This window comes from Mesorhizobium sp. LSJC280B00 (assembly GCF_000502835.1).
Taxonomy (GTDB): domain Bacteria; phylum Pseudomonadota; class Alphaproteobacteria; order Rhizobiales; family Rhizobiaceae; genus Mesorhizobium.
In genome coordinates this window covers 1-12,327 of sequence record NZ_AYVL01000036.1, presented here as the reverse complement: position 1 = coordinate 12,327, position 12,327 = coordinate 1, and the positions used below count along the sequence as shown (strand labels likewise).

General features: G+C 63.2%; 9 protein-coding genes and 2 pseudogenes. 4 read left to right on the top strand and 7 right to left on the bottom strand.

What is annotated here, in order from left to right; genetic code table 11:
* Positions 1 to 11 precede the first annotated feature (11 nt).
* From X773_RS69495 to X773_RS76840, 5 genes and pseudogenes are all read right to left on the bottom strand, one after another.
* The gene (locus X773_RS69495) at positions 12 to 746 is read right to left on the bottom strand and encodes an NUDIX domain-containing protein (protein WP_023679977.1); all 735 of its coding nucleotides are present in this window, start codon (positions 744 to 746) and stop codon (positions 12 to 14) included.
* A gap of 72 nt (positions 747 to 818) precedes the next feature.
* Entirely contained in the window at positions 819 to 1,271 is a 453-nt protein-coding gene (locus tag X773_RS69490) for a DUF983 domain-containing protein (protein ID WP_023679976.1), read from the bottom strand.
* Positions 1,271 to 3,541 (bottom strand): ribonuclease R, encoded by a 2,271-nt coding sequence (gene rnr / locus X773_RS69485; protein WP_245274831.1) that lies wholly within the window; start codon positions 3,539 to 3,541, stop codon positions 1,271 to 1,273. The genes X773_RS69490 and rnr overlap by 1 nt, the downstream gene beginning before the upstream one ends.
* A 42-nt stretch (positions 3,542 to 3,583) precedes the next feature.
* Positions 3,584 to 6,199 (bottom strand): type I DNA topoisomerase, encoded by a 2,616-nt coding sequence (topA, locus tag X773_RS69480; protein ID WP_023679974.1) that lies wholly within the window; start codon positions 6,197 to 6,199, stop codon positions 3,584 to 3,586.
* 446 nt (positions 6,200 to 6,645) lie between these two features.
* Positions 6,646 to 7,099 (bottom strand): annotated as a pseudogene (locus tag X773_RS76840) (hypothetical protein).
* Positions 7,100 to 7,286: 187 nt separating this feature from the next.
* Between X773_RS76840 and X773_RS0139525 the strand changes: the two are divergent.
* Positions 7,287 to 8,033 carry a cytochrome c biogenesis CcdA family protein gene (locus tag X773_RS0139525; protein WP_031212847.1) on the top strand — a complete coding sequence of 249 codons (747 nt, stop codon included), beginning with the start codon at positions 7,287 to 7,289 and terminating at the stop codon, positions 8,031 to 8,033.
* A gap of 53 nt (positions 8,034 to 8,086) precedes the next feature.
* Here the strand turns inward: X773_RS0139525 and X773_RS69475 are convergent, their stop codons facing one another.
* Positions 8,087 to 8,992, bottom strand: coding sequence for an SDR family oxidoreductase (locus X773_RS69475; RefSeq protein WP_023679971.1), 906 nt, complete (start codon positions 8,990 to 8,992; stop codon positions 8,087 to 8,089).
* A gap of 129 nt (positions 8,993 to 9,121) precedes the next feature.
* Here X773_RS69475 and X773_RS69470 point away from each other — a divergent pair, with 129 nt between their 5' ends.
* Positions 9,122 to 10,069 carry an AraC family transcriptional regulator gene (locus tag X773_RS69470; RefSeq protein ID WP_031212844.1) on the top strand — a complete coding sequence of 316 codons (948 nt, stop codon included), beginning with the start codon at positions 9,122 to 9,124 and terminating at the stop codon, positions 10,067 to 10,069.
* A 129-nt stretch (positions 10,070 to 10,198) separates the two neighbouring features.
* Positions 10,199 to 11,560: a bifunctional UDP-N-acetylglucosamine diphosphorylase/glucosamine-1-phosphate N-acetyltransferase GlmU gene (gene glmU, locus X773_RS69465; RefSeq protein WP_023679969.1), complete on the top strand. Its 1,362-nt coding sequence runs from the start codon at positions 10,199 to 10,201 to the stop codon at positions 11,558 to 11,560.
* A gap of 1 nt (position 11,561) precedes the next feature.
* Here the strand turns inward: glmU and X773_RS69460 are convergent, their stop codons facing one another.
* The gene (locus tag X773_RS69460; protein ID WP_023679968.1) at positions 11,562 to 11,915 is read right to left on the bottom strand and encodes a hypothetical protein; all 354 of its coding nucleotides are present in this window, start codon (positions 11,913 to 11,915) and stop codon (positions 11,562 to 11,564) included.
* A 227-nt stretch (positions 11,916 to 12,142) separates the two neighbouring features.
* On the opposite strand from X773_RS69460, the pseudogene X773_RS0139520 reads away from it, so the two are divergent.
* A pseudogene (locus X773_RS0139520) lies at positions 12,143 to 12,327 on the top strand (glutamine--fructose-6-phosphate aminotransferase); the annotation flags it as partial.

The window sequence follows — 12,327 nt, the reverse complement described above, 5'->3', positions numbered from 1 at the left end:
GCCTGGCTGCTCTAGAGAATTTCGCGGACGAAGCGATTGCGGACAAGCCGGTAGAACGGCACGGGACCGCCGGGGCTCAGCAGCGGATCCCGGGCGAGCCGGGTTTCCAGCTCCTCCAGGACCGTGCGCGTGATGTCTGGAATATCGGCTTGCCGGGCCTTGGCCAGCGGCAGCCAAACGACGTCCTCCAACTCGTCGGTCGGACCGCCATCCGGCAGTTCAACGGCGACATCGTCGCGCCATGCGGCGAGAAAGCGCGTATCGAAGCGGCGCACCCGGTTGGGCGGGGTGATGGCGCGTGCGACGAAGCGCAGCGCTTGCAGTGATGGGATGACGCCGTGCTCGACAAAGCCCTGCCAGTCGCGCCTGGCGGTCGCGAAGGTGCCTTTTTGGCCGATCAGCAAGCCGGCCTCCTCATAGGTTTCGCGGATTGCCGACAGGGCAATGGCGCGGGCGCGGGCCGGGCTGGTGCGGCCGATGCCAGCGGTCAATCTCGCTTCTTCCTCGGGATGAAGGGCGGTGGCTGTCGGGATGCGGCTGTCGGCCGGATCTGTGCGGCCGCCAGGAAACACGAATTTTCCCGGCATGAAGGCATGACCGGCGTGGCGCCGGCCCATCAGCACCAGGAACTCGTCGCCCTTGCGGTCGAGCAGGATCAGCGTCGCGGCGTCGCGCGGGCGTATAGGCTTGGCATCGAGCGCGATCCGCTCACCCTTGTCGATTTCCGCCTTGGTCATAACGTCCATGCGCTCGACCTAGCGGAATCTTCTCCAATGCGGAAGTGGCGTCCAGCCATGCCGATTGCGCCAGCCTCGGTTTCAAGCCTCGGGATGCGACTCGATCAGATCTTCTTCACCGCCAAAGCCGTGCATATAAAACGCCCATTGCAGGCCGATGACAGCGCCCTTGACCGGCTGCAGCAGGACGACGGCGAGAATGATGGTCAATGGCACCCAGATGGCGATGTGCTGCCAGGTCGACAGCGTCGAGGTTGCCTCGACACCCATGAAGGCGCCGAGCACGATGTGGCCGACAATGACCACCACAAGATAGGCCGGCAGGTCGTCGGCGCGATGGTGGTGAAGTTCCTCGCCGCAATGATCGCATTTGTCGACGGTTTTGACGAAGGCGCGAAACAGCTTGCCCTCGCCGCAATGCGGGCAGCGGCCGAGCATGCCGCGCTTCATTGCCGTCCATAGCGGCCGGGCGGTCCGGCCCGAGTGATGTTCGCCGCCGAAAATCCGTTCTTCCACCTGCAGTTCTGTTGGCATTACCGTCTCCTGCCGCGCGAGCCTGGACGCGATTGCGACGCCCGGGCGCGGCCTTTGGCCTTGTGGAACGACCGTTTGGAGCCGGGCAGCGGCTTTGGCTCGGTCAGCATCTCGAAACGCATCGCGCCGGCCATCGGCGCCACCTCGATCAGGCGAACCTCGACGCGATCAGCAAGCTGATAGCCCTTGCCGGTGCGTTCTCCGAAAAGCGATCGAGCAGTTTCGTCGTATATATAGTAGTCGCCGCCCAGGGTTGAAACCGGAATGAAGCCATCCGCGCCATACTGCGGCAATTGGACAAACAGGCCCGATTTGGTGACGCCCGAGATGCGGGCGTCGAAACGGTCGTCGATGCGCTCGGCGAGATAGGCAGCGATCAGCCGGTCGACCGTGTCGCGCTCGGCGGCCATCGCGCGCCGCTCGGTCGCCGAAATCAGCGCCGAGACCTCTTCCAGCCGCTCCGCCTCGTCCTGCGTCAGGCCCCCCGGACCAAGGCCGAGTGCGGCAATCAGCCCGCGATGCACGATCAGATCGGCATATCTGCGGATCGGCGAGGTGAAATGCGCGTAGCGCTTCAGGTTGAGGCCGAAATGGCCGATATTGGCGGGCGAATATTCGGCCTGGCTCTGCGAGCGCAGCACCACTTCGTTGACGAGCCCCTCATTGTCGGCGCCGCGCACGCGAGCGAGGATGCCGTTGAACTGGTTCGGCCGCATTTGCGCGCCGCGCGCCAGCGACAGGCCGAGCGTCTGCAGGAATTCACGCAACGATTCCTGCTTGGCGAGCGAGGGCGCATCGTGGATGCGGTAGACCAGCGCCTGGCGCTTCGCCTCGAGTGTCTCGGCGGCGGCGACATTGGCCTGGATCATGAACTCTTCGATCAGCTTGTGCGCGTCGAGCCGCTCCGGCACGACGACCTTGTCGACGGTGCCGTCCTGCTTGAGCAGGATCTTGCGCTCGGGCAGATCGAGCTCAAGCGGCTGGCGCGTGTCGCGGCCGCGCTTCAGGATCGTGTAGGCGTCCCATAGCGGCTTCAGCACCGTATCGAGGATCGGGCCGGTCGTGTCGTCCGGTGCGCCGTCGATCGCCGCTTGCGCCTGCTGATAGGCGAGTTTCGCCGCCGACTTCATCATGACGCGATGGAAGGAGTGTCTGAGTTTGTGGCCATCGGCCGAGAAAGTCATACGCACCGCTATCGCCGGACGATCCTGGCCCTCGCGCAGTGAACAGAGGTCGTTCGAGATGCGCTCCGGCAGCATCGGTACGACGCGGTCGGGAAAATAGACCGAATTGCCGCGCTTCAGCGCTTCGCGATCGAGCGCCGTGGCATAGCGCACGTATGCAGCGACATCGGCAATGGCGACGGTGACAACCACGCCGCCGGCGTTCTTCTCGTCGGTGTCGGGCATGGCGAACACCGCGTCGTCATGATCCTTGGCGTCGGCCGGATCGATGGTGAGCAGCGGCAGCTCGCGCCAATCCTCGCGTCCGGCAAGCGTCGCCGCCTTGACCGCCTCCGCCTCGGCGATGACGTCGGTGGGAAAAATATGTGGAATGTCGTGTGCATGGATGGCGATCATCGAGACCGCCTTTTCGCTGGTCAGCGACCCCAACACCGCCAGAACCTTGGCTCGCGGCAGCCCGTAGCGCGAGGCCCGCGCCGGCTCGACTTCGACCAGGTCGCCGTTCTTGGCGCCGTTCTGGAATTCCTTGTCGACGACCAGCTCCGGCTGGCGCCTTTCCACCGGCTCGATGCGGAACGTGCCGTCCTTCAGCACACGGAAAACGCCGAGAACCGCATCGGTGCGCTTCTCGAATATCTTCATCACCCGGCCGGTATAGGCCGGGCCTGCCGGATCGTCGGTCGGAAAGGTCTTGGCCAGCACGCGGTCGCCGATGCCAGGCGTCGGCCCATTGCCGCCGCGCGACACGCGGATCGCTATGACCGGAGGTTCGCCATTGCCGATCGCTTCGGTCGGGTGCGCCAGCAGCACACCGTCGGCGTCACGGCCGAAGATGTCGAGCACCGCGACGTGGGGCAGGGCGCCGACACGGGCAAGCCGCTTGCGCTCCTTGGTCAGCAGGCCTTCATCCTGCAGGTCGCGCAAGACGTCCTTCAGCCAGATGCGGTCTTCGCCGCGCAGCGCAAACGCCTTGGCGATGTCGCGTTTTCCGGCGCGGTCCGGATTTTCGGCGATGTAACGCAGTATCTCGTCGCGTGAAGGCCGGTAATTGTCCCTGACCTTGGCACGGGTATCGGCGGTGCGCAGATCGCCGTGGCTTCTTCCGGAGACTTTGCGCGCCAACCCGTCCTATCCCTTTTTCCTGGCCGCCGGTTTTTTGGCCGCAGCCGATTTCTTCGCAGGCGCGGCCGCTTTGCGGAAGGGCTTCCTGGGGCCATTGCCGCCCTTGGCTTCCTTTTCCGCAATGAGCGCCACCGCATCCTCGATCGTCACCGATTGCGGATCCTTGCCCTTCGGCAGCGTCGCATTGACCTTGCCGAAATTCACATAAGGCCCGTATTTGCCGTCGCGCACGACGATCTTGCCGCCGCCGGCAGGATGCTCGCCAAGTTCCTTGAGCGCAGCGGCTGTGCCGCCATTGCGGCCGCCTTTGCCCTTCAATTGCTTCTCGGCGATCACGGAGACGGCGCGATTGAGGCCGATCGAGAACACGTCCTCGATGCTGTCGAGATTGGCGTAGGTGCCGTCATGCAGCACGAACGGCCCGTAGCGCCCCAGCCCGGCCGAAATCATCTTGCCGGATTCCGGATGCTTGCCGACATCGCGCGGCAGCGACAAAAGGGCGAGTGCTTTTTCGTGATCGATCGAATCGACAGTCCAGCCCTTGGGCAGGCTGGAGCGCTTGGCATCCTTGCCGTCGCCGCGCTGGATATAGGGGCCGAACCGGCCATTGCGCAGCGTGATCTCCTCGGCGGTATAGGGGTCCTTGCCGAGCACTTTGGTGCCGTCTTCGCCACCGCCGTTCTCGCCATTGGGATTGGCGGCGTCGCCGAGCTGGCGGGTGAAGGAGCATTCGGGATAGTTCGAACAGCCAACGAAGGCGCCGAACTTGCCGAGCTTCAGCGACAGGTTGCCGGTGCCGCATTTCGGACAGATGCGCGGGTTCGAACCGTCTTCCCGCGCGGGAAAGACCAGCGGCGCCAGTTCCTCGTTCAACGCATCGAGGACGTCGGTGACGCGCAACTCCTTGATGTCGGCGACGGCGCCGGAAAAATCCTTCCAGAAATCGCGCAGCACGTCCTTCCATGCGAGCTTGCCGTCGGAAATCTCGTCGAGCTTTTCCTCCAGCGAAGCGGTGAAGTCGTACTCGACATAACGCTCGAAGAAGCTTTCGAGGAAGGCCGACAATAGCCGGCCCTTTGCCTGCGGCACCAGCTTGCGCTTGTCGATGGTGACATAGTCACGATCCTCGAGCGTCTTCAGGATCGCCGTATAAGTCGACGGCCGGCCGATGCCCAACTCTTCCAGCTTCTTGATCAGCGAAGCTTCCGAATAACGCGGCGGCGGCTCGGTGGTGTGCTGGGTGGCGTTGATCGCCTCGCGTGTGAGCTGCTCGCCGGCACGGATCTCGGGCAGGCGGCGGCTTTCCTCGTCTTCCGAATCTTCTTCCTTCTGCTCGATGTAAGCGGCAAGGAAGCCGTCGAAGCGAACAACCGAGCCTACAGCGCGAAGCTCGGCGGTGCGCGGGCCGTTGACTGCCTCTATCTCGACCGTGGTGCGCTCTATCTCGGCCGGCTGCATCTGGCTGGCGATGGCGCGTTTCCAGATCATCTCGTAAAGCCGCGCCTGGTCGGCGTCGAGATACTGCTTGACGGAAGCCGGCGTGCGCATGAAATCGGTCGGACGGATCGCTTCGTGCGCCTCCTGGGCATTCTTGGCCTTGGCGGAATAGTAGCGCGGCTTTTCAGGCAGGTATTTAGGGCCGAATTCCTTGGCAATCGCATCGCGTGCGGCAGAGATCGCCTCCGGTGCCATCTGCACGCCATCGGTCCGCATATAGGTGATCAGGCCGGTGGTCTCACCGCCGATCTCCATGCCCTCATAGAGCCGCTGCGCCACCTGCATGGTGCGGTTGGCCGAAAAGCCGAGACCCGATGAGGCTGCCTGCTGCAGCGTTGAGGTGGTGAAGGGCGGCCCGGGATTGCGCTTGGTCGGCTTCGCTTCGACAGACGCCGCCTTGAAGCTGGCGCCTTCGAGCATCGCTTTGATGTCGTCGGCCTGCCCCTTGTTGGAAATGTCGAGCTTTTGCAGCTTCTTGCGCTCGAAGGCGGTCAGCCGCGCCTCGAAATTTTCCTTGCGCGGCGTACCGAGAATGGCGGCGACCTGCCAGTATTCCTCGCGGATGAAGCGCTCGATCTCGGATTCGCGGTCGCAGACCAGACGCAGCGCCACCGACTGGACGCGGCCGGCGGAGCGGGCGCCGGGCAGCTTGCGCCACAGCACGGGCGACAGCGTGAAGCCGACCAGATAGTCGAGCGCGCGGCGGGCGAGATAGGCATCGACCAGCGGCGCGTCGATCTGGCGCGGATTGGCCATCGCCTCCAGCACGGACGCCTTGGTGATGGCGTTGAAGACGACGCGGCTGACCGGCTTGTCCTTCAACGCGCGCTTTTGCTTCAGCACTTCCAGGACATGCCAGGAGATCGCTTCGCCCTCGCGGTCCGGATCGGTGGCGAGGATCAGCCCGTCGGCGTCCTTGACCGCCTTGGCAATATCGGCGAGACGCTTTCCAGACGCGGTGTCGACGGCCCAGGACATGGCAAAGTCCTCATCCGGACGCACCGAGCCATCCTTGGCCGGCAGATCGCGGACATGGCCGAACGAGGCCAGAACCTTGTAGTTCTTGCCGAGGTATTTGTTGATTGTCTTCGCCTTGGCCGGCGATTCGACGACGACGACGTCCATACGGTCTCATATCAGTTGTGATGCGGCAGAAGAATTCCGCTGCGCGCGACGAAATCTCGTTCAATGTGTCGCTCACATGGCCGCGCTTTTGCATCCGGTCAAGGCCAAGCAGTCAAAATGCGGCCCTGTACCGAATGCGCAACCCAACGGCGCCATGCGATTTTCCGCAATCCTGGATAAGGGAAATGGCCAGCCTATCACTGGACAAGCCCGGCAATTGATCCTGGAGAACGGGACAAACTCTCCCGCGGATATAAGAGAAACATCGAGCACGCGCCAGCCCTGCTTGAACAGATGCTGTGAAGCGCGCAATCGGTAGCCCGGCATTTTGCTCGGACAGTCGCAAGGAAGTACCGTGCTGAAAAGCTGGCCGCCGGGGCGGTTGGGTCGAGTTCCCAGCGACCAGCCGTGTTACCGCCTGTTACAGCCGATCAGAAGCTCAAGGCCTAGTCGGCCTTGGCGATATGCCAGACGCCGCCGACACCCTCGCCGGTCACGTCGCCGGCCTTCTTGTCCTTGATGAACGTGTAGAGCGGCTTACCTTCGTAGGCCCACATCCTGGTGCCGTCGGTGCGGTCGACGATCGTCCACTCGCCCTCGGCCTTGGCGTTGGCGTCAGCCTTCAGCGGCGGCCAATTGGCGGCGCATTTGTCGTAGCAGTTCGACTTGCCCGCCTCGTCCTTGTCGTAGGTGTAGAGCGTCATGCCGCTGGCGTCGGTGTAGATCTTGGTGCTGCCGACCTCCGCTTCCTTCCACGCCTCGGCGGCGAAGGATGNTCATGCCGCTGGCGTCGGTGTAGATCTTGGTGCTGCCGACCTCCGCTTCCTTCCACGCCTCGGCGGCGAAGGATGCGGCAGTGCCGAGCAAAAGCGCGGCCATGCCAGTTGCGATCGTTTTCATGGATTTCTCCCTGGATCATTCGAAAAGCGCGCGGAACAACGCAGCTTCGTTTGATCAACGCTGCCTGGCTGCCCTTTCTTCCCGGGCGGGCGTCGACTTGCTACCCAATGTGATGGGGCCACGCGATGGTGATTGGCGGACAGCTGTTGTCGCGGCTATATGGCTGCGCAGTCATCGGGAGACGGAAATGGCATTGGACGTCGGCTATGTCAGTGCGATCGGGGCGGGAGCGATTTCGTTCCTGTCGCCTTGCGTGCTGCCGCTGGTGCCACCGTACCTATGTTATATGGCCGGCGTCTCGGTCGACGATTTCCGCGGCGAAGCCGGCATTACGGCAAAGGCCGGGGCGCGAGGCGCGCTGGTTAATTCCTCCATCGCCTTCGTGCTCGGCTTCTCGACCGTCTTCGTCGCGCTCGGCGCCGGCGCCTCGACCATCGGCCATCTGCTGCGAGTCTGGCAGGAGCCGCTGGCAATGGCGGCCGGCGTGCTGATCATCCTGATGGGGCTGAATTTCCTCGGCGTACTGCGCATCCCTTTGCTTTCACGCGAGGCGCGCTTCCAGTCACAAGGCAAGCCGGCCAGCCTGATCGCCGCTTACGTAATGGGCCTGGCCTTCGCCTTTGGCTGGACGCCCTGTATCGGCCCGGTGCTGGGGCCGATCCTGACGCTTGCCGGCGGCCGCGAGACGGTGGGCGAGGGCGCGCTGCTGCTTGCCGCCTATTCGCTCGGCCTCGGTATTCCCTTCCTCGTTGCGGCGCTGTTTTCAGGCGCCTTCATGCGCTTTCTCGGGAAATTCCGCGTCCATCTCGGCCGCGTCGAAAAGGCCATCGGCGCGTTGCTGGTGGTCGCCGGCGTGTTTTTCCTGACCGGCGGCGTGCAGGCGGTGTCCTATTGGTTGCTCGAGAATTTTCCGGTGCTGGGGCAATTGGGATAGGTTTGCCGCCCGGCCGAAGCGCGAGGCCGTAGCTGCGGCGCAAGGCACCGCAGCTACGCGGTCCATTCACCTTCGAAATAGCCCGGCTGGTCGATATCGGCGATGAGCCCGGGTCCGCTCGGCGCCCACCCCAGCAGCGCGCGAGTCCGCTCGCTCGAGGTCGGGACATCCATCGCCGCGAACATCGCGAACCAGCCAAAATGATCGGCGGCTTCTTCCGCGGACTTGGCGACGACCGGCACGTTCAGGCGCCGGCCGATCACGCCGGCGATGTCCTTGAACGGCACGCCTTCTTCGGCGATCGCGTGATATCGCCCGCCATCGGCTCCATGCTCGAGCGCAAGCCGGTAAACGCGGGCGGCATCGAACCGATGCACCGCAGGCCAGCGATTGAGCCCTTCGCCGATATAGGCCGACACGCCCTTCTTGCGAGCGAGGTCGATGAGAATAGGAACGAAGGCGTGGTCGCCCTGGCCATGGACCGATGGAGGAAGGCGCACAACCGACGCGCGCACGCCGCGTGCCGCCAGCGCGGCGGCTGTCGCTTCGGAGGCGCGGGGATACGAAGCGGAAGAGGGGACAGGCGCATCTTCCTCGGTCGCGATACGGCCCCGCGCCTGGAGCGCGGTTCCGGAGGTGACGAGCAGGGGCCGCTCGGAGCCTTCGAGTGCACCGCCCAAGGCCTCGATGGCGCGCCGGTCCATCTCGCAATTTTGCGCGAATTTCGAGAAGTCGTGGTTGAAGCCGGTATGGATCACTCCATCAGCTGCCGCTGCGCCCCTGCTGAGGCTTTCGAGGTCTTCGAGGTCACCTCGATGCACCTCGGCTCCGGTGGCTGCAAGCGACTTGGCCGACGCCGCCGAGCGGGCGAGGCCGAGCACCTGATGGCCGGCGCCGATGAGTTCTTGAACGACGGCAGAACCGACGAATCCGGTCGCTCCGGTAACGAAAACACGCATCACGACTTCTCCTTGTTCGTTTCTGGCCACGACCATTTTCGCGGCGCAGTTGTGTCGTGATAGGCGCTTGAGAAAATACGATCTATGCGGTAAAGTCCGTATTATCTTCGCAATCGTCCGGAATGACCTGTGGATCCCCTTTCAGATGTGCTCTCGCTGCTGAAGCCGCGAAACTATATGTCGGCCGGTTTCGATGCTGGTGGTGAATGGTCGATCCAGTTCCCCGACCAGCAGCAAAGCATCAAGACCGGAGCGGTGGTCTCCGGCCGGTGCTGGCTATCTGTGGAGGGCGTTGCTGACGCAGTGCGCCTTGAGACGGGAGACTGCTTCCTGCTGCCGAGTGGACGGCCTTTCCGCCTTGCAAGCGACATGAGCTTGACGCCTGTTGAAGCCGTCAAGATTTTTCCGCCTGCGCGAGCCGGCGGTGTCGTGACCCACAATGGCGGTGGTGATTTCTTTCTGGTCAGCAGCCGCTTCGCGCTTGGCGGCAATCATGCCGGCATCCTGTTGCGGATGCTGCCAGCCATTGTGCATATCCGCAAAGAGTCGGACCAGTCGGCGCTGCGCTGGTCGGTGGAGCGGATGATGCAGGAGCTGCGCGAGCCACAACCGGGCGGCTTTCTGGTGATCCAGCACCTCGCCCACATGATGCTGGTTCAGGCGCTGCGGCTGCATCTTTCGGAAGGATTGAAAGGTGGCATCGGCTGGCTCTTTGCCCTCGCGGACAAACAGATCGGCGCAGCGATCAGCGCCATGCATGACGATCCGGCGCATGGCTGGACGTTACAGGAACTGGCGGAACGGGCCGGCATGTCGCGATCGACCTTTGCGCTCAGATTCAAGGAGACGGTTGGCGCGTCGCCGATGGACTATTTGACGCGCTGGCGAATGCTGCTGGCCGGCGACCGGCTGACGAATTCCAGCGATCCCGTCGCCGTCATAGCGCTTTCGCTCGGCTACGAATCCGAAAGCGCCTTCAGCACAGCCTTCAAGCGGGTCATGAACTGTTCGCCACGGCAATACGGCCGTGGCCGAGCCTCCAGTTTCGCATCACGCAACGAGGCGGAAGCCGCCTGAGCCGATCGGCTTGAGCGTGTCACGGGTTGGAGGTTCCACCGTCTCACCGGAATTTAACCGCATTGGTGCAGCATGGCGCCAGTGCTACTAACGCTTCGATTCCAGACCCCTTTCAACGGTTGCCATCCCATGAGCCAGAGAACCTGCCTGTCCATCATCCTCGCCGCCGGCGAAGGCACGCGCATGAAGAGTGCAGTGCCGAAAGTGCTGCACACAATCGCCGGCCTGCCGATGGTTGCCCATGTCGTCAAGGCGGCCGAAGCCGCCGGCAGCGGCGAGTTGGCGCTGGTGATCGGCCATGGCGCCGATGAGATGCGCAAGGCCGCACTCAAGTTTGCGCCGAAGGCCGAGGCTTTCGTCCAGGAAAAACGTCTCGGCACCGCGCACGCCGTGCTTGCCGCACGCGCAGCAATATCAAAAGGTTATGACGACATCTTGGTGATGTTTGGCGACACGCCGTTGATCGATCCGGAAGCGCTCGCGGCGGCGCGGCTGAAGCTGGCGGAAGGTGCGGCCGTCGTCGTGGTCGGCTTCCGTACGGAAAATCCTTCGGGCTACGGCCGGCTTATCGAAAAGGCCGGCAAGCTCGTGGCCATCCGCGAGGAGAAGGACTGCTCGGACGAGGAGAAGAAAATCACCTTCTGCAATGGCGGGCTGATGGCGGTCGCCGGCAGGCACGCGCTGAAGCTGCTCGATCAAGTCGGCAGCAAGAACGCCAAGGGCGAGTATTATCTCACCGACATCGTCGAGATCGCCGCTGCGCAGGGATTTGATGTGGTCGCCTCCGAAGCAAGTTTCGAGAACGCGCTCGGCATCAACAACCGTGCCGAGCTTGCCCAGGCGGAAGGTATCTGGCAGGCGCGCCGGCGGCGCGAGGCGATGCTTTCTGGCGTTACGCTGATTGCGCCCGAAACTGTGTTCTTCTCGCACGACACCGAGATCGGCGCCGATACGATCGTCGAATCCAATGTCTGGTTCGGGCCGGGCGTGAAAATCGCCACGGGGGCCAAGATCCATGCCTTCAGCCATATCGAAGGCGCCACCATCGCGTCGAATTGCGATGTCGGGCCGTTCGCGCGGCTACGGCCCGGGGCCGATCTGAGAAACAAGGCCAAGGTTGGCAATTTCTGCGAGGTAAAGCAGGCGATCGTCGAGGAGGGCGCGAAGGTCAACCATCTGACCTATATCGGCGATGCTCGCATCGGCGCCGGTGCCAATATCGGCGCCGGCACCATCACCTGCAATTATGACGGCTATTCGAAATTCTTCACCGATATCGGCGAGGGCGCCTTCATAGGCTCGAACTCCTCGCTGGTGGCGCCGGTGTCGATCGGCAAGGGCGGCTACATCGCCTCGGGCAGCGTCATCACCGAAAGCGTACCCGACGATGCGCTGGCCTTCGGCCGCGCCCGCCAGCGGACTCTAGCCGGCAAGGGCAAGGAGTTGCGAGAGCGTTTTTCTCAGGCCGCGGCGGCCCGCAAAAAAGGGTAGACTAGCGGAACTCGGCGACAAGCTGGATTTCGCCGACGATTGCATCGTTGAAGGCCGACAGGTCTTCGGCCGGGATCCAGTATTCCAGATGCGCCCGGCTGCCGGCATGCTGGACGCTGTAACGGTCCAGAAAGCTACGACGCACCTCGAAACGCGTCACGAAACCTGATCCGCTCGCGGGCACATTCCAGTCTCGGGCGATCTGGGTGGCATAGGCCTCGCTGGTGACCGGATAGAAGATCGGCTGATCGGCAAGTCGAGGAGGAAAGGCGCGCATCCCTGCCCTCTGGATCAACTCCAGTTCGCGGGGCCCAACCGGACGCCAAAGCGTCACCGTGTCAATTCGTTCGTTCATAGCCGCATCATGTCTTTGACTGATTTCTGGAGCCGTTGAGCCGAGATAGGATACATAAGCGGAGAAACTGAGCAATTGCAGTAACCGGATTGCAAGTGCGCCCTGTCATGGTGCATCTGTGTAGGATAGTCCGGCTGATACCGGACGAAATGGAATGTGATTTTTCGCGACAGCCCGGCAGTCTCTAAGTAGCGCCGGGTTTGAGGTCGGAATCGGGGGCAAGCGCCATGTGCGGTATCGTTGGAATTGTCGGTAACTCGCCGGTCGCGCCGCTTATCGTCGATGCGCTGAAAAGGCTCGAATATCGCGGCTATGACTCGGCCGGCGTCGCCACGATCGAACACGGCAGGCTTGACCGCCGCCGCGCCGAGGGCAAGCTGGTCAATCTCGAGCGCCGGCTGAAGGACGAACC